The sequence below is a fragment of the Paenibacillus apii genome (assembly GCF_011043685.1).
Lineage (GTDB): Bacteria > Bacillota > Bacilli > Paenibacillales > Paenibacillaceae > Paenibacillus_AQ > Paenibacillus_AQ sabinae.
Map to the genome: position 1 here is coordinate 357,247 of NZ_JAAKGU010000002.1, position 23,797 is coordinate 381,043.

Consider the following 23,797-nt stretch of genomic DNA (forward strand, 5'->3'; position numbering starts at 1 on the left):
TTTAGATCACTGGGTTTATGAGATTTGGGTCTGATTGGTTTATGAACTTACTTGAATCAGAGGGTGAGGAAATAAAGGATGAGTTCATATGCTACGCTCATATAAAACCGAGATTAATCCAACACCTGAACAAATTCAAGTCATCAAGAAAACCATCGGTGTCAGTCGTTTCGTATATAATTTTTACCTTGCTCACAACAAAGAAAAGTACAAAAACGGAGAAAAGTTTGTTTCTGGTATGGAGTTTTCAAAGTGGTTAAACAGTGTATTCGTACCTGGCCATTTAGAATATTCTTGGATCAAACAAGTGTATGCTAAATCCGTAAAGCAATCTATTATGAATGCTGAAAAAGCATACAAAAATTTCTTCAAAAGATTAAGCGAGTTTCCACGATTCAAGAAAAAGAATAATCAAGATGTAAAAATGTATTTTGTGAAAAATGATAAGAAGATGATTATCCGTTGTGAAAGACATCGTATCAAAATTCCTACTCTTGGATGGGTTTGTATTAAAGAAAAAGGGTACTTGCCAATCAAATCGCTTATTAAAAGTGGTACGATCTCAGAAAAAGCAGGAAGATTCTACGTTTCTGTTTTAATCGAAGAAGAAACCTCGTTCGTTTCAACAGATTTGAATGATGGGATCGGGATTGACCTTGGGATTAAAGATTTTGCAGTCGTGAGCGGCATTGACAAGCCTTTTAAAAACATTAATAAAACTGCAAGAGTAAAGAAAATTGAAAAGTCTTTAAAAAGACAGCAACGCAAACTTTCGAGGAAATACGAAAGTTTTAAAAAACAAAATAAAACCAAAGGAGGTACTGCTACTAGGCAAAATATCCAAAAACAAGTCTTGAAGGTACAGAAACTTCATCAGATCATTTCAAATATCCGTGAAAACTACATTAATCAAGTGGTCAATTCTATTATAAAGCAAAAACCACGCTTTATTACGATTGAAGACTTGAATATTAGAGGAATGATGAAGAATCGGCATTTATCTAGAGCGATAGCAGGACAAAACTTTTACAGATTCCGAGTAAAGCTTGCTGCAAGATGTATTAGATACGGAATCGAATTAAGAGTTGTAGATCATTTTTATCCATCCAGCAAACGATGTTCCTGCTGTGGCGTCATAAAAAAGGACTTGAAATTGTCCGATCGGATGTACACTTGCGAATGCGGACATAAAATGGATAGAGATAAAAATGCGGCTATTAATTTGAAAAATGCTGAAACGTACAGAGTTGCCTAATCAAGCAATCTTACGAGTGTACCGATGGCTAGTCGGGAATTTACGCCTTTGGAGTGTTAAACTACTGCAGTAGCAGGTTTTCGCGAGGCAGAACACGATGAAGAAGGAATATTCTTGATATGGATATAATTGTCCATATTTTAAGTAGCAGTTGTCATATAAATGGCTTTGAAAGCGGGTATCGTAGGTCTGCCCAACGTGGGCAAATCGACGCTGTTTAATGCAATTACGCAGGCGGGCGCGGAGTCCGCGAACTATCCTTTCTGTACGATCGACCCGAACGTTGGGGTCGTGGAAGTGCCGGATGAGCGTCTCGATAAACTGACGGAGCTGGTTGTTCCGAACAAAACGGTGCCGACCGCATTTGAGTTCGTCGACATTGCCGGACTGGTGCGCGGAGCGAGCAAGGGCGAGGGGCTGGGCAACAAGTTCCTGGCGCATATCCGGGAGGTGGACGCCATCGTTCATGTTGTGCGCTGCTTCGAGGACGAGAACATCACCCACGTTGACGGCAAGGTGAATCCGGTCAGCGATATCCAGACGATTAACCTGGAGCTGATTCTGGCCGACGTGGAGAGCGTGGAGAAGCGGATCGACCGTTCCCGCAAGAACATGAAGGGCGGTAACAAGCAGTACGCCCAGGAAGTGGAAGTGCTGGAGCGCGTCAAAGAAGCGCTGTACAACGATATGCCTGCCCGCAGCGTGGATCTGACCGATGAAGAGCAGTTGATCGTGCGTGATCTTCATCTGCTGACGCTGAAGCCAGTGCTGTACGCGGCCAATGTCGGCGAGGACGAGGTATCCACGGCGGAGGAGAATCCGTACGTGAAGCAGGTGCGCGAGTTCGCCGCTGCCGAGAATGCGGAAGTGGTGCCGATCAGCGCGAAGGTGGAAGCGGAAATCGCCGAGCTGGAAGGCGAAGATAAAGCGATGTTCCTTGAAGAGCTCGGTCTTCAGGAGTCCGGTCTGAACCGTCTGATCAAAGCCGCCTACAAGCTGCTTGGTCTGTACACGTACTTTACGGCCGGAGTGCAGGAAGTCCGCGCATGGACGATCCGCAAGGGAACCAAGGCTCCAGGAGCGGCCGGGGTGATTCACTCCGACTTCGAGCGCGGCTTTATCCGCGCGGAAGTGGTTGCTTATGACGATCTGGTCTCCGCCGGTTCCATGAACGGAGCCAAAGAGCGCGGCCAGCTGCGTCTGGAAGGCAAGGAATATGTGGTGCAGGACGGAGACGTTATGCATTTCCGGTTTAACGTATAAAGCTTGCCTGATTATACAGTTTGCCTTTGGCGGGCGGGAAACCTTCGCAGTAGAGCGGGGCTGTCTGCCAGCGGTACCGAATGAAGGCCATTTCGCGGCGGTGTTTCATCTGCGCGGGATGGTCTTTTTTCTTGCATATGACTTTTTGTCGAAATTCGGGTGGCCAGATGACATCATGTAGCCAAACCGGCAGATTCGTGATATAATATAAAGTCGTGTATACCCTTTTGGATATAAGGTATAGACGTTTTTTTTACCATGATACGTTAAATTGCGATAAATCTTAAATTTGTTAACCTTAATTAGGAGAGGTGAATTCCCTTGTTGGACCGATTGCAATCTCTGGCGGACCGCTATGAGAAACTCAGTGAACTGCTTTGCGATCCGGATGTTGCAAGCGACAGTAAGAAACTGAGGGACTATTCCAAAGAACAATCCGATCTGCAGCCCGCCTATGAGGCTTATACCGAATATAGAAATGTCATGGAAGAGCTCGACGCCGCCAAAGCGATGCTTGGCGAGAAGCTTGACGACGAAATGCGCGATATGGTGAAGATGGAAATCGAGGAATTGTCGAAGCGCCAGATTGAACTGGAGGAGAAAATCCGCATCCTGCTGCTGCCGAAGGACCCGAACGACGACAAGAACGTTATTGTCGAAATCCGGGGAGCGGCCGGCGGGGATGAGGCGGCTTTGTTCGCTTCCGACCTGTACCGGATGTACACCCGTTTTGCCGATACCCAGGGCTGGCGCGTGGAACTGATGGACGCCAATACAAACGATCTGGGCGGCTTTAAAGAGGTTATCTTTATGATTAACGGCCGGGGCGCATACAGCAAAATGAAGTACGAAAGCGGCGCGCACCGCGTGCAGCGCATCCCGGCAACGGAATCCGGCGGACGGATTCATACTTCCACCTCCACTGTGGCGGTAATGCCTGAAGCTGAAGAAATCGACATCGAAATTCTTGACAAGGATATCCGCGTGGATACGTTCTGTTCCAGCGGCGCGGGCGGTCAGTCGGTCAACACGACCAAATCCGCCGTGCGCGTAACGCATATTCCTACAGGAATCGTGGCGACCTGTCAGGACGGCAAGTCGCAGAACTCCAACAAGGAGAAGGCTCTTCAAGTGCTGCGCGCCCGCATTTCCGACATGATGCGCCAGGAAGAAGAAGCCAAGTACGCCGGTGAACGGAAGAGCAAGGTCGGTACGGGAGACCGCAGTGAACGTATCCGGACCTATAACTTCCCGCAGAGCCGGGTGACGGATCACCGGATCGGCCTGACACTGCACCGCCTGGATTCTGTGATGAACGGTGAGATTGAAGACATTATTTCGGCGCTCTCCATTGCGGAACAGGCCGAGCTGATGGAAAAAGGAGAATAATGCTTTGAAACGGAGCGACTATGTTATGCCGCAGGTGCAAAGCATCCGGGAAGCCTTTGCGGAGGCTTCTTCTTTTTTGAGCGGCCTTGGCGTCAGCGAGCCGCAGCGCAGCGCCCAGCTTCTGCTGGAGCATACGCTGGGCCTGTCCGGGGCGGCTTACTATATGGCCTTGGCCGATCCCTTTCCGCCCGAGAAGCGGGAGCGGTGGGAGTACGCCGTAACGAAAAGAGCAAGCGGTGAACCGGTGCAGTATATTACCGGGGAGCAGGAGTTCTACGGCCGCGTCTTCGAGGTGACGCCGGATGTGCTGATCCCCCGGCCGGAGACGGAGCTGCTCGTGGAAGCTGTGCTGCGGTATGCGGCCGAGCTGTGGCCGCAGGGCGTAGCTGGCGGGCGGGCAGCGGGCGCGAGCGATGCAGGTGAGCCGGGCGAACGTGCCGAGGGCGTGGGCGATGAAGGTGAGCTAGGCGGAGCGAAGGGCGATGCGAGTGAGCGGGCTGCGGGCGGCGGATACGCTGCGGCGCGCCCGGGGCGGCGCCTGACCGTGATCGACATCGGCGCGGGCAGCGGCGCGATCTCCGTCACGCTGGCGGCCGAAGCGCCGGCGTGGCGGGTGCTCGCCGGCGACATCTCGCCAGCGGCCCTGGCCGTGGCTGGCCGCAACGCGGAGCGTCTCGGCGCGGCGGTGGAGCTGCGGCTCGGCGACCTGCTCGAGCCGTTCAAGGGCCTGGAGACGGATATTCTCGTCTCCAACCCGCCCTATATTCCCGGCGGAGATATCGCCGGGCTGCAGCGCGAAGTGCGCGACCATGAGCCGCGCACGGCGCTTGACGGCGGCGAGGACGGGCTGGACCCGTATCGCCGCATGATGGAGCAGCTGCCGCTGCTCCCGGCTCCACCGCGCCTCGTCGGCTTCGAGCTTGGCCTCGGGCAGGCGGAGCAAGTGGCCGCCATGCTGAAGGCGGCCGGGCATTGGAGCGAGATCGTGACTGTGCCCGATCTCGCGGGGATTCCGCGCCATGTGATCGGCATTGCGCGATAACTGCGCGAACGCAGCGAAAGTGGTATTTTTCACCCCATTCCCTTACAATAAAGTCAGCGGCCTGTAAATTGTCCGAAGTCAGGACAAAGCCAGCATAACCACAGGGAGGCAGAGCATTGCTCCAGAAGTTTAAAAAAATCGACGGTGTCATCGTCGTGGTTCTTGTGTTGTTGATGGTGATCAGTCTGTTCTCCATATACAGTGTGACGCATGGCCGGCAAGGCCTGGACGGTTTTCACATTAGAATGCTGAAATACTATATCCTCGGTTTCGTAGCGTTTTTCGGGCTGTTATTCCTGGATTACCGCCTTCTGATCAAGCATGCCATGTATATTTATATCTTTGGTATTGGCGTTCTAGTACTGGTCAGCTTTATCGGAACCGAAGAGAACGGGGCCCAGGGATGGATTAAATTCGGCGGCTTCAGCCTTCAACCAGCTGAGCTGTTTAAGCTGATTCTGGTTCTGTTTCTGGCGTTCGTGCTTATTCGCAAGAACAAGAACAAGCTTCTGTTCTGGCGGGACGTCGTTCCGCTTGGGATGCTGACGATGCTGCCCTTCCTGATCGTTCTGATGCAAAACGATCTCGGGAACGCGCTCTCTTATCTGGTCATTCTGGGCGGGTTGCTCTGGATCGGAAATGTTAAATTTTCCCATGCTCTGATCGGACTAGTCGCGATCGGTGGGGTAGCCGGAGGCGGGATTTTCTCTTATATCCATTATCATGACCAGGTGACGCATTTTCTGTCGGACACACTCGACCGACCTCACTTGGTGGAGCGGTTCGATCCGTGGCTGGTTCCCGATGAAGCAACGGCGAAGGCCAGCTATCATACGAAAAACGCCAAGCTCGCGATCGCTTCCGGCGGAATGAGCGGTGAAGGCTACATGGAAGGAAGCTCGGTGCAGACGGAACGGGTTCCTTACACCTATTCGGATTCGATTTTCGTGGAGATTGCGGAAGAGTTCGGCTTTGTAGGCTCGGCTGTGCTGCTGCTGCTATACTTTATTCTGATTCACCGGATGATTCTGATTGCGCTCGAATGCAGGGACAGGGGCGGACCGTTCATCATCGTCGGCATTGTGGCCATGATGCTGTACCAGATTTTTGAGAATATCGGCGCTTTTATCGGACTTATGCCGCTGACCGGAATTACCCTGCCTTTCATCAGCTATGGCGGAACCTCCCTGCTGATCAATATGGCGAGCATCGGGCTTGTGATGAGCGTGAAGCTGTACGGGCAGGAAGAAGAAGAGGATTTGCCAAAAGCGTCTTATGCGGCTCCGGCCAAACAGGGATGACCCGGGCACTTTTGAAAAGAATATAATCGAACAAAATAAAAAACCGCTAGAACGCTTAAATGAAGGCGACTAGCGGTTTTTTGTGCTTATGACCGGCATTATCCGGTCAGTTAAAGCTCATGGCAACCTTGCCTCTACCGCCCCCGGCGGTTACGGCCGCGAGAGCTCCGTTAACGAGTGTAAGCTGGGGAGGCACATGGCCGATATCCGCCTCGTAAACGACCGGGATACCCAGCTCATTGGCAAACTGCTCCAGAGAGTCGGCGAGGCCGAAGTCCTGCACGGGCGAGTATCCCGCCGGTCTGCCGTACAACAGCCCGCGGCAGTTCTCAAACCAGCCGCATGTCTTCATCTGCCACAGCTGCCGGTGAATATCGCCCGCGTTCCGCTGCGAGCTTTCCAGGAACCAGACCGTGCCCTCCTCGCCGCAGTAATCGCGGATGAAGGCAGGCACCGGAGCGTAGGGCGTGCCGATCAGCGTGGTCAGCGTCTCAAGGCAGCCGCCGATGAGCCTGCCGCCAAAAGAGACAGCGGGATCATCTCCGCCTCCCCCGCCCGGGGCGATGGACCGCCAGCGGGTTGGAGTGTCCAGGGTAAAGCCCGGCTTGGTCATGTCCCAAGCGGACTGATGCATGGCCGACGAGGTCTGGACAACTGACCCGCCTTCCCTTGTGCTTACTACGTCCAGCCATCGTGCGGTCACGTTATCCATCGGACGGGCCCGCAGATCGATGAAATTCGTGCCGTGCGCGGTAGCGCAGCCGGTCATCAGGGTGTAGGCGAACAGAAAGGTGCTGGTGTCCGAGTAGCCGATCATCCATTTTGGCGGCGCCGTCCGCAGCTTCTCCCAGTCGATGAGAGGCAGGATCTCCATCAGAAATTCCCCTCCCCATGGAGGCATGACGGCACCCGCCTTATCATCTAGCAGCAGGGCCTGGAGTTCAGTCGCCCGGTCAGCCGCCGGGGCGAGGGCCAATTTGGCTTCGGAGCGAAGCACAGCGCCTTCCTGTATGATAAATCCGAGCTCCCGCACATGATCGGCGGCCTTCTCGAACAAGCTGGTATACTCCGGACGGATTCCGCTGGAAGGGGCGGTAACGGCAATGATTCCGCCGGGAAGCAGAGGGGCGGGATAGCGGATGGCTTGATTCAAAGGACTTCCTCCTTTTGTATGGTCGATACTCTATGAACGGTGTACATGCGGGCGGCAAAAATAAATAGATTCATAGGTTTGGGCGTTTTGCTTTCCGGGGATACTGACAGACATGAAGCTTAGTGGAGAGGGGTATCCCGAATGAACGTCAAAAAAGGATTTTCCGGAGATTCGCTGCGCCAGACTTTTACGTATACTGCCATTTTAATTTGTATTTTTATGCTTGTCATGATGGCCTGGGAAGGGCAAAAAACCGATGCCGCCGTAAGCGAAGGGCTTATTCCGCAGGAATCGATCCGGCTGCGGATTCTCGCCAACTCGGACGGCGCGGGGGATCAGCTGGTCAAACGGCAGATCCGCGACAAAATTGTGGAGCAGATGAACGGGTGGGTCGCGGAGCTTGAGGACCCGCAAAGCCTCGATCAGGCGCGGGCCGTGATACGCGAGCATTTGCCGGAGCTGGAACAACTGGTGGGCGGGGAACTGCGCAATCGCGGCATTGAGTATGGCTCTAAGGTGGAGCTGGGGGTTGTTCCGTTTCCAACCAAGCTGTACGGGGGAACGGTGTATCCTGCCGGAGAATATGAAGCACTTCGCGTAACACTGGGAGAAGGAAAGGGTCAGAACTGGTGGTGCGTACTGTTCCCGCCGCTCTGCTTCATCGACGCGGGTTCGGGCGATGCGGCGGCCAAACCGGCAGGGGAGGCCAAGGCCGTGAAGGTGTCGGCGGACGGGAATGCCGGCTCTGGAAAAGTGAAGCAGGGCCAAGCGGCGCCGGCGGGCGATCGGCAGCCGGATTCTGCGGTCCAGGCGGGGGCCGCCGGAGAGCAGCCGAAGGTGCGGTTCTTTGTATGGGACCTGCTGATCAAAATCGGACACTGGCTTAGCAGCTTGTGGGCATAAATTCTATTGTTTTGCCGCCGTATATGTTACTATTTTCTTATAGATAAGCGGCCCCACGCGGTGGGGCCGTTCAATTTTTCAGGTCTCCTTGTTGCCGGATCAGGCTCGCAGAGCCGAAAGTTCGGTTTGAGGGACTATTACTTAAAGACGGGTGCTGCCCTGCTTTAACAGGGCGGCGCAGCCGTTTCTTCTTGAACAAACGGAGGCTTGGGGAACATGGAAACGAAGTATTGGAAGCTGAGCAGTGCGGAGAGGGAAGCCGGACGGGAACGGAACCCGGCGGACGAGGCGGCGATTGCGGAAGCGGCAGAGCTCTTGAAGGCGGGGGGGACGGTCGCTTTTCCGACCGAGACGGTGTACGGGCTCGGAGCTGACGCGCGGAACACGGAGGCGGTTGAGGCAATTTTCAAGGCCAAGGGGCGGCCATCGGACAATCCGCTGATTGTTCACATTGCCGATCGCACGGCGCTCGGAGAGCTTGTGACAGAGGTGCCTCCGGTGGCAGCGGCCCTGATGGATGCCTACTGGCCCGGTCCGCTGACCGTGGTGCTGCCGCTCCGGGCAGGCGTGTTGTCCACGCGCGTCACCGCGGGGCTGGACACGGTCGGCGTGCGCATGCCGGACCACCCCGTGGCGCTGGCTCTGCTGGCCGCGGCCGAATGCCCGGTCGCCGCTCCAAGCGCCAACCGCTCCGGACGGCCGAGTCCGACGCTGGCCGGCCATGTGCTCGACGATCTGGCCGGCAAGATCGGCGGCGTGCTGGACGGCGGCGCCGCTGGCGTCGGTCTGGAGTCGACCGTCGTGCAGGTGCAGCCGGACGGCTCCGTCGCCGTGCTCCGGCCCGGCGGCATCACGGCCGCGCAGCTGGCGGCCGTCGCGGGGGAAGCCGCCGTCACCGGCGTTTCGGCGGCGCCCGATTTCACGCCTCCGCTGGAAGCGGCGGAGGCCTTGGACCGCCCCGCCGCCCCGGACGCGGCGGCGGGGGGCGGAAGCCCGGCTCCGCGCGCGCCGGGCATGAAGTACGCGCACTACGCGCCGCGGGGCTGGCTCGGCGTCGTGCGCGGGTCTTCGCCGGCGAGCGCGGCGAAGACGGCTGCGGGCCTGCTGGCAGCGGCCCGCGGGCGCGGCGAGAAGACGGGGATGCTCCTCTTCGAGGAGCATCTGTCCCTGTATCCCGCCGGCGCCGCCGACTGCGTCGTCTCCCTCGGCCCGCTGGCCTCGCCGGAGACGGCCGCCCGCTCCCTTTATGCCGCGCTGCGGCGCTTCGATGAAGCGGGGGCGACTTATATCCTGGCCGAAGCCTGCCCGGAGACGGGCCTCGGGTCCGCGATTATGAACCGGCTGATGAAGGCCGCCGCCGGCCGCGTGATTGACGCCGAATAGCCCTCCCTTTTCCAATTTATAGAATGTTTGTCCTCTTGTCCGCATATCGTGGTTGTACAAGAGATTCGGACATGGAGGTATGGGAATGGGCATGGGGGAAGTGCAGGCCGGTTGGGGCCAGATCGTAACCATTGCAATCATGGCGATCGCTCTGGGCATGGATGCCTTTTCGCTTGGCGTAGGAATCGGAATGAGAGGCATCCGTCTTCTTCATGTGCTGCAAATGGGCTTGCTCGTTGCTTTTTTTCATGTGCTGATGCCCCTTCTGGGGCTGGTTGCCGGAAACTATGTCGGACACCTGCTTGGGCGGGTAGCGGGAATTGCCGCCGGGGGCCTGCTTGTCGCGCTGGGATGTCATATGGTGCTGGGTTCATTCCGCGCCGGTGAGAGCAATGAAATGCGAGGGATGGACCATCGTACGCTGTGGGGAATGCTGCTCATTTCGCTCAGCGTCAGCATCGACTCCTTCTCGGTCGGCCTGTCGCTTGGGGTATTTGTGAGCCATGTGCTGCTGACGGTGCTGGCCTTCGGGGCCTGCGGCGGAATTATGTCGGTCACCGGCCTGCTGCTCGGGCGGCGTGTGAGCCGCGGGCTCGGAGAATATGGGGAAGCGCTCGGCGGGGCGATTCTGCTTGGGTTTGGCTTGCTGTTCATCTTCTGATACAATAGCGGCAAAAGAGTAAATCCCATGGAGGTGATCAGCATGCTTCATATTTTATTCGTCTGCACCGGCAATACCTGCCGCAGTCCAATGGCTGAAGGCCTCATGCGTAAACTGTCGGCGGAGCGGGGTGTCAATCTGGAGGTGCGGTCCGCCGGGGTTTCCGCGATCTCCGGAACGCCGATGTCAAGGCATGCGGCGGCCATATTACGGGATGAAGGCGTTAACGACTCAATTACATCCTCCCAGCTTTCGGGCGAGCTGCTGAATTGGGCCGATCTGGTGCTGACCCTCACCCAGAGTCATAAGCGGCATGTGCTGCACTATTTTCCCAAGGCGGTATCCAAGACGTTTACCCTGAAGGAATACGTGCAGGATGAGGACGCGGTCCGCAGGGATCTGGAGGAGCTTGACAGCTTGTATGCCGGAACGGAATTGGCCGCTTCGCTGGGACAGGAACCGAAAGCAGCCGATCTGCAGCGGATTATCGAGATCCGCCAGCGGATACCAAGCGCGGACATTATGGACCCGTTCGGCGGAAGCCGCGAGGACTATGAATATGCGGCGGCGGAAATCCGTTCATCACTGCACAAGCTGCTGGATAAGCTTGAAACCTTGCATCGGCTGTAAAAATATTAGCAAGCTGCGGTTGATTTTCCGGGCAGCATGATTTAAGATATAGACAAATAATCGGTTCCGGTGTAACTGGCGACAAGTGTGGACCAACCACGATGGAGCATCGGAATAAACGGCCGGTCGCCTGGGCGAAAGAGCAATTCCGCAGCTGTCTGCGGACTGCTCTTTTTTGTTTAAAATCTATGAATGAGCAGGCAGCGGGCATGTTATCCTGACCGTATCAGACAACTTGGTTCTCTGAGGAGGTAAAACGGTGAAAAATTACGGAAAGCGGGCGGAGGATAAAATCTTTGCCGCCCCTGACCCGTCCGGCGGCGGAAGCGGCCTTGCGGTGGACCTGTCTATCGCCGAACAGACGCTGCTCGTGCTGAAAGAGCTGGCGGAAGCCGGCGGGATCGGGCCGGGCAAGATACTGGTTGTCGGCGTCAGCACGAGCGAGGTGGCCGGTACGCGCATCGGCACCGGCGGCGCGCTGGAAGTGGCTGAGCAGCTGTTGTCCGGGGTGAACCGGGCTGCGGAGCGATTCGGGTTTTCCCCGGTATTTCAGTGCTGTGAGCATTTGAACCGGGCCATTGTAATGGAACGGAAGCTGCTGGAGCAGCTCGGCTTGACCGAAGTGTCGGCGGTGCCGATTCCGGGGGCCGGCGGTTCAATGGGCGCCGCGGCCTACCGGGCAATGACTGATCCCGTACTGGCCGAAACGGTACAGGCTCATGCAGGCATCGATATCGGCGAGACGCTGATCGGCATGCATCTGCGCCGCGTCGCCGTGCCATTCCGGCCTTCGCTGCGCTATATCGGACAAGCCCGCGTGAATGCGGCCTACACCCGTCCGCCGCTGATCGGCGGCGAGCGCGCCGTGTACCGGAAGCAGGAAGAAAGCGGCTCGAAGCTGTGTGATTAGGGAAGGATAAATCCCATCTCATAAACTTAATTTCAGGGAGGAAACAAGAACAATGGAACAATTGCGCAAGAGTGATCCGGAAGTACTGAAAGCGATGGGACTAGAGCTGAAGCGTCAGAAGGCCAATATCGAGCTGATCGCTTCGGAGAATATCGTGAGCGAGGCTGTCATCGAGGCAATGGGCTCCGTATTGACGAATAAATATGCTGAGGGTTATCCGGGCAAGCGCTACTATGGCGGCTGTGAAGATGTGGACATCGTCGAGAATCTGGCCCGCGACCGTGCCAAGCAGCTGTTCGGCGCCGACCATGCCAATGTGCAGCCGCACTCCGGCGCGCAGGCGAACATGGCCGTATACCTTGCCGCGCTTAATCCGGGAGATACGGTGCTTGGGATGAACCTGGCCCATGGCGGACACCTGACGCACGGCAGCCCGGTTAACGCTTCCGGCTTACTCTATAATTTTGTCGCTTACGGCGTTCAGGAAGACACCTTCCTTATCGACTACGACGAAGTGCGCAAAGCCGCATTCAAGCATCGTCCGAAGCTGATCGTCGCTGGCGCAAGCGCCTATCCGCGCACGATCGATTTCGAAGCGCTGGCTTCGATTGCAAACGACGTCGGAGCGCTGTTTATGGTCGACATGGCGCATATCGCCGGCCTGGTAGCCGCCGGACTGCATCCTAGCCCTGTTCCGCATGCTCATTTCGTGACCACAACCACCCATAAGACGCTGCGCGGGCCGCGCGGCGGCATGATTCTCTGCAAACAGCCGTGGGCTGCGGCGATTGACAAGGCCGTATTCCCGGGATCGCAAGGCGGTCCGCTGATGCACGTCATCGCGGCCAAAGCCGTTTCCTTCGGCGAAGCTCTTCAGCCGTCCTTCAAGACCTATGCGGAGAACGTGGTGAAGAACGCGAAGGTGCTTGCGGAAACTCTGATCGGCGAAGGCGTCAATATCGTCTCCGGCGGAACCGACAACCATCTGATGCTGGTCGATACGCGCAATTTGAACATTACCGGTAAGGATGCGGAGAAAGTGCTCGATTCCATCGGCATCACCGTTAACAAAAATGCCATTCCGTTCGATCCGACCAGCCCGTTCATTACGAGCGGCATCCGGATCGGCACGCCTGCGGTTACTTCGCGCGGCATGGACGAGCAGGCGATGACCGAGATCGGCCAGCTTATCGCCGCCGTTCTCAAGAATCCGAAGGACGAAGCGACACTGAAAGACGCCGCCAGCCGGGTTGCCGCGCTGACCGAGCGCTTCCCGATCTACCCTGAACTGCAATACTAATCGCTGCTAAACGGGGCAAGGCCTATCGCCCCTAGCGTTTCATTTAAAGCCTCTGCATGTCCGTCTGACCGGCTGCGGAGGCTTTTTTTAAAGAGCGGTTTGTTCGTTGGGCGGGATGATACTTCCATAATTATGTCTGTAAACGGATGCAGCACCAAAAAGGACGGCGCATCCATGTCTTCTTAACAGAACGTTCACAGGAATGCGCTGTTAAAGGAATGAAAATTGCAGAAAAGTGCGCAGAAAGTTCATGTAACTTTCAAGAAAAATCATGAAAAAAGTGTGAAAAGTAGGACGAACCGCGAATCCGGCTTCTCCATCCCGGCCTGCCGCCCTCCCTAGGTGAAATGCGCTTCCAGTGATGATATAATATACAGGATTTAGCCGCGAAAGGGGCAGCCCCGCCTCGGCTTGCATAAGACTTACAACTACCGGAGGGACAAGTGAATGGGAAAATTGGTGATTTGCGATCATCCATTGATTCAGCACAAACTGACTTTTATACGCGATGTGCGGACTAATACGAAGGAATTTAGAGAACATGTGGACGAAGTCGCTACTCTGATGGCCTATGAAATTACGCGGGACATCCCTTTGGAAACGATTACAGTGCAGACTCCGGTCGCCGAAACGCAGGGCAAGGTCATTTCCGGAAGAATGTTGGGACTTATCCCGATCCTGCGGGCCGGTCTGGGGATGCTGGAAGGCGTCCTGAAGCTGCTCCCTGCGGCGAAGGTGGGCCATGTCGGCCTGTTCCGCGACCCGGAGACGCTTCAGCCCGTCGAATATTATATCAAGCTGCCTACCGATGTGCAGCAGCGTGAGCTGATCGTCATCGATCCGATGCTGGCCACCGGAGGTTCCGCGATCGCAGCTATTACTTCGCTCAAGAACCGCGGGTGCACCCAGATCAAAATGATGAATCTGATCGCCGCTCCCGAAGGCGTTGCTGCTGTCCAGGAAGCCCATCCGGATGTTGACATTTATGTTGCCGCGCTTGACGACCATTTGAACGATCATGGCTACATCGTGCCGGGCCTTGGCGACGCCGGCGACCGGCTGTACGGAACGAAGTGAATACCCGAAGCGGAAGAAGAAAGGAAATGGATCATGTCCAAGATTAAAGTAATGACGATTTTCGGCGTCCGTCCCGAGGCGATCAAGATGGCTCCGCTGGTGCTTGAGCTTCAAAAGCATCCCGAGCATATCGAATCGCTCGTTTGTGTGACGGCCCAGCACCGTCAGTTGCTCGATCAGGTGCTTGAAGTATTTAACATTGTCCCCGACTACGATTTGGATGTCATGAAGGACCGGCAGACGCTGAACGAAATTACGATCCGGGTTCTTCAAGGGCTGGAGCCTGTACTGCGGGAGGCGAAGCCTGATCTTGTACTGGTGCACGGCGACACGCTGACCACGTTTTTGGCAAGCTATGCATCCTTTTTACAGCAAATTCAGGTTGGGCATGTGGAAGCGGGCCTGCGCACATGGAACAAGCTGTCCCCTTATCCGGAGGAGATGAACCGTCAGCTGACCGGTGTGCTCGCCGATCTGCACTTCGCTCCGACCGACTGGTCGGCAGGGAATTTGAGACATGAAAACAAAAAAGAATCAAGTGTTTATATCACAGGCAATACGGTAACCGATGTGTTTCAATATACCGTACAGCCGGGCTACCGGCATCCGGTACTGGACTGGGCTTCAGGAAAAAGACTTATTTTGATGACGGCGCACCGCAGGGAATCCCAAGGCGAACCGCACCGTCATATTTTCCGTGCCGTCAAAAGAATTGCTGATGAATTCGAAGATGTCGCCATCTGCTATCCCGTGCATCCGAGTCCCGCGGTTAAGGAACCGGCGTACGAGATTTTGGGCGATCATCCCCGAATTAAGCTGATCGATCCGCTGGATGTCGTGGACTTGCATAATTTTTATCCGCATACCCACTTGATTTTGACTGATTCCGGCGGCTTGCAGGAAGAAGCTCCGTCTTTTGGAGTTCCTGTTCTCGTGCTGCGCGACACTACGGAGCGCCCGGAAGGCATCGAGGCGGGAACGCTCGAATTGGTGGGTACGGACGAGGAGAAGGTGTATCAACGGACACATGCTTTGTTGACTGATCAGGATCTCTATCAGTCCATGAGCCGGGCCGCCAACCCGTATGGAGACGGTAAAGCATCCGGACGAATTGTCAGTGCGATTTTGCACCATTTTGGTATAAATGAAGAGCGTCCGGAGCAGTTTCACAGAATGTTCACAAATAATTCGGAGACCTCCAACGTCAAACCGTGAAAGAGTTTTAAATAGCATACAGTAAAACTGTACGGTTTATATGGTTTTGTAATGTTTTGCTGTGATTATTTTCATACTTTCATTGATTTTTAGCGCTGCTGCGTTAGTTTGACAAACTCTTGTAACATTCAGTAAAATGAATTGGAATTCCAAGGGTGGGGTACTATGAAACAGCCTGAACAACCGAATAATGACAACCTTTGGTTGAGAAAATCCTTCCAGACCATGAGTCTGGTCAGCGCAATCGGCATTGATCTTGCCGGATGCACCATTGGGGGTTATTATCTTGGCAAATGGATTGGCGACAAGTGGGGAAATACCGGATTATGGGTCGGACTTTGCGTTCTTTTTGGCATGCTTTCGGGGGCTGCCAGCATTGTGGCGCTCATAAGGAAAGCGACGAGGAATAGCGATGAACGATGAATCCAGAATCAACAGGCTAATGTTCTTGACCATTATGGGGATTGTCGCGGCTTGTTTGATTATCGCGGAGCTGATGCCTCATCGGCGCACTGTGTTTCACGGAGTCGTTCTCGGTGCCATTGTAAGCTGTATAAATGTGTTTTATATGGCTCATAAAGTCAAAGGAATCGGTAAATCCGTAACCGGCGAGAGCAAAAAGCGCGCTTCGCTGGGTTTTGGGGTGAGAAGTTGCATCTCAATCCTCGCTATCGTGCTGGCGCTAGAATTTCCTCATTACTTCAATGAGATCGCGGTGCTCGCCAGTCTAATGACCGGATATTTTGTACTCCCTATTGTAGGCTTTTTTTTACTGATGTCTGAAAACCGCAAAGACTCTGATAGAAAGGGGTGAGAAACATGCATTTATCACCGATCATTGAAGTGGCTGGACTGAATGTTGACCTGTCCATCGTGCTTATGCTTGTCGTTACCTGCACCATCGTCTTTATCATTGCCCGATTGGCGACGCGGAATCTTTCTGTTGAGAACCCTGGCAAGATGCAGAACTTTCTGGAATGGCTGGTTGAATTTGTTCAAGGTATGATGGCAAGCACAATGGATCTGAAGAAAGGCAAGCCCTTCCTCACTTTGGGGCTTACGCTGATCCTGTTTATTTTTGTAGCCAACATGCTCGGACTTCCGTTCGGTATTGTTACCGGCTATCATGACGCGAGCAAGGCGACATTCTTTGGACAACCGCTGGTGAATGTGGTCGAGGCAATCGACAAGCTTCATGCGTCAAATCCCGGCGTAGAAGCCGAGGTCGAGGTGGCTTGGTGGAAATCGCCGACTGCAGATGCTTCCGTATCCATGGGATTGGCTGGAATGATCTTCCTGATCGTTCATTTTCTCGGAATGACGCGCAACACCAAGGGGTACTTCAAACATTATCTTCAACCTTTCCCGGTTTTCCTGCCGATTAACCTGATTGAACAGTTCTCCAAATTGCTGACGCATGGCATGCGTCTTTTCGGCAATATCTTTGCAGGGGAAGTGCTTATCGCACAGTTAATCAAGCTGGGATCCACCGGCGCTATCGGATTTGTGGCCTCCGTTCCGCTTCTGATGGTATGGCAAGGCTTCAGTGTTTTCGTCGGCTCCATTCAATCTTTCGTCTTCGTCATGCTGACCTTCCTGTACATATCACAGGCCATTGAAACACATGAAGAGCATTAGTTACTTTCTGGCATGCCCTGGCATGCCGGTAAATTAATATATTGAAATTACACACAACTTTAAGGAGGATTTTTCAAATGGGAGCTATGGCATTTATCGCGGCAGCTATCGCGGTAGGTTTGGGCGCGCTTGGCGCCGGTATCGGTAACGGTCTGATTGTAAGTAAGACGGTAGAAGGTATCGCCCGTCAGCCTGAAGCTAGAGGAACGCTTCAAACAACTATGTACATCGGTGTCGCTCTGGTCGAAGCCTTGCCGATTATCGGTGTCGTTCTTGCCTTTATTTTCTATGCGGCTGCAGGAGTCTAATAATTAGATTGATCAAATAACATTTGGCGGGGAAGGCCACGGCCCTCCGCGCTTTCTTTTTGGCCTTAAAGCTTGTCCGGCAAGGGCTAATGAAGTTATCGGAAAGGAGTGACCATTAGTGCATTTTTCAATCACATCGCTCGTCCTAGCGCTGATTGCATTTCTGATTTTGTATTTCCTGCTTAACAAATATGCTTTCGGTCCCTTGTTCTCCGTGATGGAGAAGCGGCGAGAACTTGTGCAGCAGCAGATTAACGAAGCCTCGCAGACGCGGGAGCAGGCGGTCGCCTACGTGGAGGAGCAGAAACAGGCTCTTCAGGAAGCCCGCAAAGAAGCTTATGAAATTATCGAGCAGTCCAGACAGACAAGCACGAAGCAGACCGAACAGCTGCTTGAGCAAGCCAAAGCGGAAGCCACCCGTATCAAGGAAGAGGCCGTCCGTGATATTCAGAATGAAAAAAACAAGGCTGTCGAAGCTCTGCGCAGCGAGCTTGGCGCAGCTTCCGTAAAAATCGCATCCAAGCTGCTGGAGAAGGAAGTCAGCTCGGATGCCGCGCAGGAGGAGCTCGTTGATCAGTACCTCAAAGAGGTTGGGGGCAGATCATGAGTCAGGATACGGTAGTTGCCAAAAGATACGCGAAGGCATTGTTCGAGGTGGCTTTTGAAGAGAAGAAGACGCTGGAAGTGGAAGAAGAGCTGAAAGCTCTGGTTTCCGCGATGGCTTCGGATTCAGATCTTCAAAGATTCATCAGCACCCCGAAGATTTCGGGGGAAGACAAGCTTGCGGTGCTCAAAAACACGCTGAATGGCAAGCTCTCGACGCTTGTAATCAACACGCTTGAACTTCTCGTGGAGCGCGGCAGAATGAGCATTCTTTCCGACCTTCTGGACAGTTACATCAAGATCGAAGGCGAGAGCCTTGGATTGGCCGACGCTACCGTGTACTCCACTTACAAATTGGACGAACGGGAAATGAAGGCTGTCGCCGAAGAGTTCGGAACCTTATCCGGCCGGAAAATCCGGGCTACCAATGTAGTCGATAAAAGCTTGCTTGGCGGACTTAAAGTGGTCATCGGTGATACGCTATACGACGGCAGTCTGGCCGGTAAGCTGGATCGTCTGGAAAAATCCTTTAACGATAAGCATAGAAGATAGGGGTGAGCTACCTTGAGCATCAGACCTGAAGAAATCAGCACTTTGATTAAAAGTCAAATCGAACAATATAAATCCGATATTGAAGTAGCCGAAGTCGGAACCGTCATTCAAGTCGGCGACGGGATCGCCCGCGTATACGGTCTGGAAAATGCGATGGCAGGCGAACTGCTCGAATTCTCCAACGGCGTCGTGGGTATGGCGCTCAATCTGGAGGAAAGCAACGTCGGTGTCGTTATTCTCGGTGAATATACGGAAATCCGCGAAGGCGATCAAGTAAAACGCACGGGCCGCATCATGCAGGTTCCCGTCGGCGAAGCGCTGCTCGGCCGTGTCGTTAACCCGCTTGGCCAGCCTCTGGACGGCAAGGGTCCAATCGAAACGACGGAATTCCGTCCGGTTGAGAACAACGCACCGGGCGTTATCGAGCGTAAATCGGTACACGAACCGATGCAGACAGGTCTCAAGGCGATTGACTCCATGGTACCGATCGGCCGCGGACAGCGCGAGCTGATTATCGGCGACCGTCAGACCGGTAAAACGGCTATCGCCATCGACGCGATCATTAACCAAAAGGGCAACGGAATGAAGTGTATCTACGTTGCCATCGGACAGAAACAATCCACGGTTGCGCAGGTCGTTGAAACGCTTCGCCGCCACGGTGCGCTGGAGTACACGATCGTCGTTACCGCTTCGGCTTCCGAGCCGTCCCCGCTGCTCTACATCGCTCCGTACGCGGGCTGCGCAATGGGCGAATACTTCATGTACAAGGGTGAGCACGTTCTGGTCATCTATGACGACCTGTCGAAACAGGCGGCCGCTTACCGTGAGCTGTCCCTGCTGCTCCGCCGTCCTCCGGGCCGCGAAGCATTCCCTGGTGACGTATTCTATCTGCATTCCCGTCTGCTGGAACGCGCCGCGAAGCTCAGCGATGAACTTGGCGGCGGTTCGCTGACCGCTCTGCCATTCATCGAGACTCAAGCTTCCGACGTATCGGCATACATCCCGACGAACGTTATTTCGATCACCGACGGCCAGATCTTCCTGGAGTCCGACCTGTTCTACTCCGGACAGCGTCCGGCGATCAACGTCGGTATCTCCGTATCCCGCGTAGGCGGATCGGCGCAGATCAAAGCGATGAAGAAGGTTGCCGGCTCGCTCCGTCTGGATCTTGCCCAATACCGTGAGCTGCAGGCGTTCGCCCAGTTCGGCTCCGACCTGGACAAATCGACGCAGGCCCGTCTGAACCGCGGCGCGCGGATGATGGAAATCCTGAAACAGGGTGTAGGCCAGCCGCTTTCCGTCGAGCATCAGGTAATCAGCTTGTACACAGCGGTCAAAGGATATCTGGATGATATCCCGGTTAAGGATGTCAGACGCTTTGAAAAAGAATTCCTTTCCTATATAGACAGCAACGCGTCTGAAGTTGCCGCATCCATTACGGAAACGAAGGATCTGACGGCTGATAATGAAACGGCGCTGAAGGCTGCTATCGAGAAGTTCAAAAAAGGTTTTGCCGCCAGCTAAGAACTGGACTGGCGCAATCGATAAGGTAACGGGAGTATTGAAGCAAGCTTTGGTCTAGGCCAAAGCTTGCAGATATGCTTACGAAGACAGCTTTGGCTTCGCCAAAGCACAGAGAATGCTTACGAAGATAGCTTTGGCTTCGCCAAAGCTTTAAGGTGGTGAAATCATGGCAAGAAGCATGCGTGATATTAAACGTCAAATCAAAAGCGTTCAGAACACCAGACAAATCACCAAAGCGATGGAAATGGTCGCCGCCTCCAAGCTGAGAAAGGCGCAGGAGAAAGCGGAAGCGGCCCGTCCTTATTCGCAGAAGCTGAAAGAAGTCGTGTCGAATATCGCTGCCGGTACCACAGGAATCCAGCACCCCATGCTGGTAAGCCGTCCCGTCAAGAGAACAGGATATATCATCATCACTTCGGACCGCGGCCTGGCCGGGGGGTACAATGCCAATATTTTACGGAAAGTGACAACCCTTATCCAGGAACGTCATAAGTCCAAGGATGAATACGGCTTGTTTGTCATCGGCCGCAAAGGCCGCGATTTCCTGCGCCGGCGCAATTATCCGATCGTCGAGGAAGTGACCGAGCTTTCCGACACCCCTTCCTTCTCCGACATTAAGTCGATCGCCTATGCCGCGGTAGGACAATTCGAAGAAGGCGTGTTCGATGAGATCTATATCTGCTATAACGTGTTCGTCAATCCGATCAGCCAAATTCCGACGGTGGAGCGTCTTCTTCCGATGGATGGAGTCGGCAAGAAGGAAGAAACTCAAGGTCATGAGCTTAAAGCGGGCTATGAATACGAACCGTCACCGGAAGGCGTGCTTGAAGTTCTGCTGCCCAAGTATGCGGAGACCTTGATTTATAGCGCCATCCTCGACGGCAAAGCCAGCGAGCTCGGCGCCAAGATGACGGCAATGGGCAGTGCGACCAAGAATGCCTCGAAAATGATCGGTAACCTGACGCTTACGTACAACCGTGCCCGTCAGGCGGCTATTACTCAGGAAATTACCGAGATCGTAGCGGGTGCAAACGCCCAAAGCTAATATATGAGAACAGGTAAGCTTCCTGGCTTGAATGGATTTGCCGGGCGCTTAAACAGGTCTTCTATTTCGAAGAGTAAGGAACGATGCCTTGGAACAAGGCGCGGACGTTTCTTCTTGGGTAACAGTTTTCAAGGAGGGAAACATAGATGAACGTAGGACGCGTAGTTAGCATTATGGGTCCGGTTGTCGATATTGAATTTGAACGCGGCCAACTGCCCGAGATCTTCAATGCCATCAAGATCGCAGCCAGCCCGGAGCAAGGACGTCAGAACGAGCTGACACTGGAAGTATCCAATCATCTGGGCGACAATCTGGTACGCTGTATTGCCATGTCCTCCACGGACGGACTGGTTCGCGGTCTGGAAGCTGCCGATCAGGGAGCCCCGATTTCGGTTCCCGTCGGTGATGTTACACTCGGCCGGGTATTCAACGTGCTGGGAAATACGATCGATAACGGCGAGGAAATCGGCGAATCCCAGAAGAACCCGATTCACCGTCTGGCTCCGACATTCGACGAGCTGTCGACACAGGCGGAAATTCTGGAGACCGGAATCAAGGTTATCGACCTGCTTGCACCTTACGCCAAAGGCGGTAAAATCGGCCTGTTCGGCGGCGCGGGCGTAGGCAAAACGGTAACGATTCAGGAATTGATCAACAACATCGCGCAGGAGCACGGCGGTATCTCGGTATTTGCGGGCGTAGGTGAGCGTACCCGTGAAGGTAATGACCTTTACCACGAAATGACCGACTCCGGCGTTATCAAGAAGACAGCGATGGTGTTCGGACAAATGAACGAACCGCCGGGCGCGCGTCTTCGCGTTGCGCTGACGGGTCTGACGATGGCGGAATATTTCCGCGATGTGGAAGGACGCGACACGCTGCTGTTTATCGATAACATTTTCCGCTTCACGCAAGCGGGCTCCGAGGTATCCGCATTGCTGGGCCGCATGCCTTCAGCAGTAGGTTACCAGCCGACGCTGGCAACAGAAATGGGCCAATTGCAGGAACGGATCACTTCCACCAAAAAAGGCTCCGTTACTTCCATCCAGGCGATCTACGTTCCGGCGGACGATTACACCGACCCCGCTCCGGCAACGGCGTTTGCCCACTTGGACGCAACGACGAACCTGGAGCGTAAAATCTCCGAGAAAGGGATCTTCCCGGCGGTGGACCCGCTGGCATCCAGTTCCCGGATTCTGGCTCCTGATGTTGTCGGCGAAGAGCATTATAATGTGGCTCAGGGCGTTAAGCAATTGCTGCAGCGCTATACCGAGCTTCAGGATATTATCGCCATCCTCGGTATGGATGAGCTGAGCGAGGAAGATAAGCTGATCGTGGCCCGTGCCCGTAAGGTAGAGCGCTTCTTGTCGCAGCCTTTCCATGTGGCGGAGCAGTTTACCGGTTTCAAAGGTGCATATGTACCGATCAAGGAAACTGTCCGCAGCTTCAAGGAGATTCTGGAAGGCAAGCATGACGATCTTCCGGAAGCGGCGTTCCTATACGTAGGCACAATTGAGGAAGCTGTAGAAAAGGCGAAGACGTTGTAACCTGAAGCTTTGAGGAGGAATTCGAAGTGAACACCTTTTTGTTGGAAATTGTCACGCCGGATCACCTCGTATTTGCCAAGCAGGTTAACAGCTTGACCGTACGTGGGATAGAAGGCGATCTGGGCATTTTGCCGGGACATGTTCCGCTTGTAACTCCGCTTCAGGTTGCACCGATGACCATCAAATCGGACGCCGGTGTGACAACGGTCGCCGTTCACGGCGGCTTTATTGAAGTGCATAAGGATAAAGTGACCGTGCTGGCGGAAAGCGCCGAGCTGCCGAGCGATATCGATCTTGAACGTGCCGAGGCGGCCAAGGAACGGGCGCAGCGGCGCTTGCAGTCCCGCGGCAAGCAGGACGACATCGATCACCGCCGCGCTGAGCTCGCACTGCAGCGTGCGGTTACACGGATTAAAGTGTCCGCTGGAAAAGGACAAAAATAAATGAAAATGCAGTCTGGCCATATGCCGGGCTGCTTTTTTTTATGCTCTGAAATTTTGAGTCTTATAGAGTTTTTTGATGAACAGAATGTAATTTTTAGGCTGGAAAATCTATAACAAAAGATGTTATTTTGTAACTTCTGAAAGGACATTGGGTCTGATAGCGTTTACCTGGAGGATTTGAGTTAAAAAAATGTAAAAGTACTGGATTCTTTTGCATTACGCAAGTATGATATAAGAGTCGATTTCCGAGCAAGTCTAGGTTTGGGGGGTTAGGATGGGGAACATCATGATAAACGAATTAACCGGCTCTCTGGGAATCAGCGGGCTGATGTCAATGATTGTATCGCTGCTGTGTGTGGCATTATCCTGGTGGGCCCTGCAGAACCTAAAGCTTGATTTGATCATAAGATATCCCAAGAGCCCGCAAGGGCGGCTGCTTCATTTGCTGCTGGCTATTGTATTGGGACATTTTGTGGCGGGCTTCCTGCTGGATTACCTGGGCTACAGTGTTCAAATACGTCATATGTTTTAATTGCGGACGGTCCGGTTATTAATGTCATAGCCGGTTTCGCCAAAAAACGCCGCATAATTACATTTTTTTTGTAAAAACTTAAATCTAAGAAGTGTCCCACGCAAGACCGGGGCCAAGCAGCGG

25 protein-coding genes and 1 riboswitch are annotated in these 23,797 nt (G+C 54.1%); of the genes, 24 read left to right on the forward strand and 1 reads right to left on the reverse strand.

What is annotated here, in order from left to right; translation table 11 throughout:
• Positions 1-88 precede the first annotated feature (88 nt).
• The 5 genes from G5B47_RS07520 to G5B47_RS07540 all read left to right on the forward strand — a co-directional run bounded on the left by G5B47_RS07520 (position 89) and on the right by G5B47_RS07540 (position 6,250).
• Complete coding sequence (locus tag G5B47_RS07520) at positions 89-1,255, forward strand: RNA-guided endonuclease InsQ/TnpB family protein (protein ID WP_165096259.1); 1,167 nt, start codon at positions 89-91, stop codon at positions 1,253-1,255.
• A 162-nt stretch (positions 1,256-1,417) separates the two neighbouring features.
• A complete protein-coding gene (gene ychF, locus G5B47_RS07525; RefSeq protein WP_165096262.1) occupies positions 1,418-2,518 on the forward strand; it encodes a redox-regulated ATPase YchF in 1,101 nt (366 codons plus the stop codon).
• Positions 2,519-2,839: 321 nt separating this feature from the next.
• Positions 2,840-3,907, forward strand: coding sequence for a peptide chain release factor 1 (gene prfA, locus G5B47_RS07530; RefSeq protein ID WP_025336850.1), 1,068 nt, complete (start codon positions 2,840-2,842; stop codon positions 3,905-3,907).
• Positions 3,908-3,932: 25 nt separating this feature from the next.
• A complete protein-coding gene (locus tag G5B47_RS07535; RefSeq protein ID WP_165096693.1) occupies positions 3,933-4,949 on the forward strand; it encodes a N5-glutamine methyltransferase family protein in 1,017 nt (338 codons plus the stop codon).
• Between the two features lie 116 nt (positions 4,950-5,065).
• Positions 5,066-6,250, forward strand: coding sequence for an FtsW/RodA/SpoVE family cell cycle protein (locus G5B47_RS07540; protein WP_165096264.1), 1,185 nt, complete (start codon positions 5,066-5,068; stop codon positions 6,248-6,250).
• 106 nt (positions 6,251-6,356) lie between these two features.
• Here G5B47_RS07540 and G5B47_RS07545 read toward each other — a convergent pair whose 3' ends face one another.
• Positions 6,357-7,403, reverse strand: a complete 1,047-nt coding sequence (locus tag G5B47_RS07545) for a S66 family peptidase (protein WP_165096267.1) — start codon at positions 7,401-7,403, stop codon at positions 6,357-6,359.
• A gap of 141 nt (positions 7,404-7,544) precedes the next feature.
• Here G5B47_RS07545 and spoIIR point away from each other — a divergent pair, with 141 nt between their 5' ends.
• From spoIIR to G5B47_RS07640, 19 genes are all read left to right on the forward strand, one after another.
• Complete coding sequence (gene spoIIR / locus G5B47_RS07550) at positions 7,545-8,306, forward strand: stage II sporulation protein R (RefSeq protein ID WP_165096269.1); 762 nt, start codon at positions 7,545-7,547, stop codon at positions 8,304-8,306.
• Between the two features lie 216 nt (positions 8,307-8,522).
• Positions 8,523-9,689, forward strand: a complete 1,167-nt coding sequence (locus tag G5B47_RS07555) for an L-threonylcarbamoyladenylate synthase (protein ID WP_206107266.1) — start codon at positions 8,523-8,525, stop codon at positions 9,687-9,689.
• Between the two features lie 91 nt (positions 9,690-9,780).
• Positions 9,781-10,350 (forward strand): manganese efflux pump MntP, encoded by a 570-nt coding sequence (locus G5B47_RS07560; RefSeq protein ID WP_407945217.1) that lies wholly within the window; start codon positions 9,781-9,783, stop codon positions 10,348-10,350.
• 42 nt (positions 10,351-10,392) lie between these two features.
• A complete protein-coding gene (locus G5B47_RS07565) occupies positions 10,393-10,980 on the forward strand; it encodes a low molecular weight protein arginine phosphatase (RefSeq protein WP_165096278.1) in 588 nt (195 codons plus the stop codon).
• A gap of 61 nt (positions 10,981-11,041) precedes the next feature.
• Positions 11,042-11,123: riboswitch (ZMP/ZTP riboswitch) on the forward strand.
• A gap of 194 nt (positions 11,124-11,317) precedes the next feature.
• Entirely contained in the window at positions 11,318-11,890 is a 573-nt protein-coding gene (locus tag G5B47_RS07570) for a TIGR01440 family protein (protein WP_165096696.1), read from the forward strand.
• Between the two features lie 52 nt (positions 11,891-11,942).
• Positions 11,943-13,190 (forward strand): serine hydroxymethyltransferase, encoded by a 1,248-nt coding sequence (locus G5B47_RS07575; protein WP_165096280.1) that lies wholly within the window; start codon positions 11,943-11,945, stop codon positions 13,188-13,190.
• 447 nt (positions 13,191-13,637) lie between these two features.
• The gene (gene upp / locus G5B47_RS07580) at positions 13,638-14,267 is read left to right on the forward strand and encodes a uracil phosphoribosyltransferase (protein WP_025336841.1); all 630 of its coding nucleotides are present in this window, start codon (positions 13,638-13,640) and stop codon (positions 14,265-14,267) included.
• A 33-nt stretch (positions 14,268-14,300) separates the two neighbouring features.
• Positions 14,301-15,482 carry a non-hydrolyzing UDP-N-acetylglucosamine 2-epimerase gene (gene wecB, locus G5B47_RS07585; RefSeq protein ID WP_165096283.1) on the forward strand — a complete coding sequence of 394 codons (1,182 nt, stop codon included), beginning with the start codon at positions 14,301-14,303 and terminating at the stop codon, positions 15,480-15,482.
• A gap of 165 nt (positions 15,483-15,647) precedes the next feature.
• Positions 15,648-15,905, forward strand: coding sequence for an AtpZ/AtpI family protein (locus G5B47_RS07590; RefSeq protein WP_165096286.1), 258 nt, complete (start codon positions 15,648-15,650; stop codon positions 15,903-15,905).
• Positions 15,895-16,296: an ATP synthase subunit I gene (locus G5B47_RS07595; RefSeq protein WP_165096289.1), complete on the forward strand. Its 402-nt coding sequence runs from the start codon at positions 15,895-15,897 to the stop codon at positions 16,294-16,296. The genes G5B47_RS07590 and G5B47_RS07595 overlap by 11 nt, the downstream gene beginning before the upstream one ends.
• Positions 16,297-16,301: 5 nt before the next feature.
• On the forward strand, positions 16,302-17,120 hold the full coding sequence (atpB, locus tag G5B47_RS07600; RefSeq protein WP_165096291.1) for a F0F1 ATP synthase subunit A: 819 nt from the start codon (positions 16,302-16,304) through the stop codon (positions 17,118-17,120).
• Between the two features lie 77 nt (positions 17,121-17,197).
• Positions 17,198-17,428 (forward strand): F0F1 ATP synthase subunit C, encoded by a 231-nt coding sequence (atpE, locus tag G5B47_RS07605; RefSeq protein ID WP_165096294.1) that lies wholly within the window; start codon positions 17,198-17,200, stop codon positions 17,426-17,428.
• A 118-nt stretch (positions 17,429-17,546) separates the two neighbouring features.
• Entirely contained in the window at positions 17,547-18,035 is a 489-nt protein-coding gene (gene atpF, locus G5B47_RS07610; protein WP_165096297.1) for a F0F1 ATP synthase subunit B, read from the forward strand.
• Positions 18,032-18,583 (forward strand): F0F1 ATP synthase subunit delta, encoded by a 552-nt coding sequence (locus G5B47_RS07615; RefSeq protein ID WP_165096300.1) that lies wholly within the window; start codon positions 18,032-18,034, stop codon positions 18,581-18,583. Before atpF ends, G5B47_RS07615 begins: the two co-directional genes overlap by 4 nt.
• 12 nt (positions 18,584-18,595) lie before the next feature.
• Positions 18,596-20,107, forward strand: a complete 1,512-nt coding sequence (gene atpA / locus G5B47_RS07620; protein WP_165096303.1) for a F0F1 ATP synthase subunit alpha — start codon at positions 18,596-18,598, stop codon at positions 20,105-20,107.
• Between the two features lie 166 nt (positions 20,108-20,273).
• Complete coding sequence (atpG, locus tag G5B47_RS07625) at positions 20,274-21,152, forward strand: ATP synthase F1 subunit gamma (protein ID WP_165096306.1); 879 nt, start codon at positions 20,274-20,276, stop codon at positions 21,150-21,152.
• A gap of 146 nt (positions 21,153-21,298) precedes the next feature.
• Positions 21,299-22,699, forward strand: a complete 1,401-nt coding sequence (gene atpD / locus G5B47_RS07630; protein WP_165096308.1) for a F0F1 ATP synthase subunit beta — start codon at positions 21,299-21,301, stop codon at positions 22,697-22,699.
• Positions 22,700-22,725: 26 nt separating this feature from the next.
• Positions 22,726-23,142: a F0F1 ATP synthase subunit epsilon gene (locus G5B47_RS07635; RefSeq protein ID WP_025336830.1), complete on the forward strand. Its 417-nt coding sequence runs from the start codon at positions 22,726-22,728 to the stop codon at positions 23,140-23,142.
• 286 nt (positions 23,143-23,428) lie between these two features.
• A complete protein-coding gene (locus G5B47_RS07640) occupies positions 23,429-23,674 on the forward strand; it encodes a DUF1146 family protein (RefSeq protein ID WP_165096311.1) in 246 nt (81 codons plus the stop codon).
• The last annotated feature ends 123 nt before the right edge of the window (positions 23,675-23,797 follow it).

What these genes read in the sequence shown, in the direction of transcription:
- G5B47_RS07520 (WP_165096259.1), top strand. Translation starts at nt 89, where the DNA reads ATGCTACGCTCATATAAAACCGAGATTAATCCAACACCTGAACAAATT.
- ychF (WP_165096262.1), top strand. Translation starts at nt 1,418, where the DNA reads ATGGCTTTGAAAGCGGGTATCGTAGGTCTGCCCAACGTGGGCAAATCG.
- G5B47_RS07535 (WP_165096693.1), top strand. Translation starts at nt 3,933, where the DNA reads ATGCCGCAGGTGCAAAGCATCCGGGAAGCCTTTGCGGAGGCTTCTTCT.
- spoIIR (WP_165096269.1), top strand. Translation starts at nt 7,545, where the DNA reads ATGAACGTCAAAAAAGGATTTTCCGGAGATTCGCTGCGCCAGACTTTT.
- G5B47_RS07555 (WP_206107266.1), top strand. Translation starts at nt 8,523, where the DNA reads ATGGAAACGAAGTATTGGAAGCTGAGCAGTGCGGAGAGGGAAGCCGGA.
- G5B47_RS07560 (WP_407945217.1), top strand. Translation starts at nt 9,781, where the DNA reads ATGGGGGAAGTGCAGGCCGGTTGGGGCCAGATCGTAACCATTGCAATC.
- G5B47_RS07565 (WP_165096278.1), top strand. Translation starts at nt 10,393, where the DNA reads ATGCTTCATATTTTATTCGTCTGCACCGGCAATACCTGCCGCAGTCCA.
- G5B47_RS07575 (WP_165096280.1), top strand. Translation starts at nt 11,943, where the DNA reads ATGGAACAATTGCGCAAGAGTGATCCGGAAGTACTGAAAGCGATGGGA.
- upp (WP_025336841.1), top strand. Translation starts at nt 13,638, where the DNA reads ATGGGAAAATTGGTGATTTGCGATCATCCATTGATTCAGCACAAACTG.
- wecB (WP_165096283.1), top strand. Translation starts at nt 14,301, where the DNA reads ATGTCCAAGATTAAAGTAATGACGATTTTCGGCGTCCGTCCCGAGGCG.
- G5B47_RS07590 (WP_165096286.1), top strand. Translation starts at nt 15,648, where the DNA reads ATGAAACAGCCTGAACAACCGAATAATGACAACCTTTGGTTGAGAAAA.
- G5B47_RS07595 (WP_165096289.1), top strand. Translation starts at nt 15,895, where the DNA reads ATGAACGATGAATCCAGAATCAACAGGCTAATGTTCTTGACCATTATG.
- atpB (WP_165096291.1), top strand. Translation starts at nt 16,302, where the DNA reads ATGCATTTATCACCGATCATTGAAGTGGCTGGACTGAATGTTGACCTG.
- atpE (WP_165096294.1), top strand. Translation starts at nt 17,198, where the DNA reads ATGGGAGCTATGGCATTTATCGCGGCAGCTATCGCGGTAGGTTTGGGC.
- G5B47_RS07615 (WP_165096300.1), top strand. Translation starts at nt 18,032, where the DNA reads ATGAGTCAGGATACGGTAGTTGCCAAAAGATACGCGAAGGCATTGTTC.
- atpG (WP_165096306.1), top strand. Translation starts at nt 20,274, where the DNA reads ATGGCAAGAAGCATGCGTGATATTAAACGTCAAATCAAAAGCGTTCAG.
- atpD (WP_165096308.1), top strand. Translation starts at nt 21,299, where the DNA reads ATGAACGTAGGACGCGTAGTTAGCATTATGGGTCCGGTTGTCGATATT.
- G5B47_RS07640 (WP_165096311.1), top strand. Translation starts at nt 23,429, where the DNA reads ATGATAAACGAATTAACCGGCTCTCTGGGAATCAGCGGGCTGATGTCA.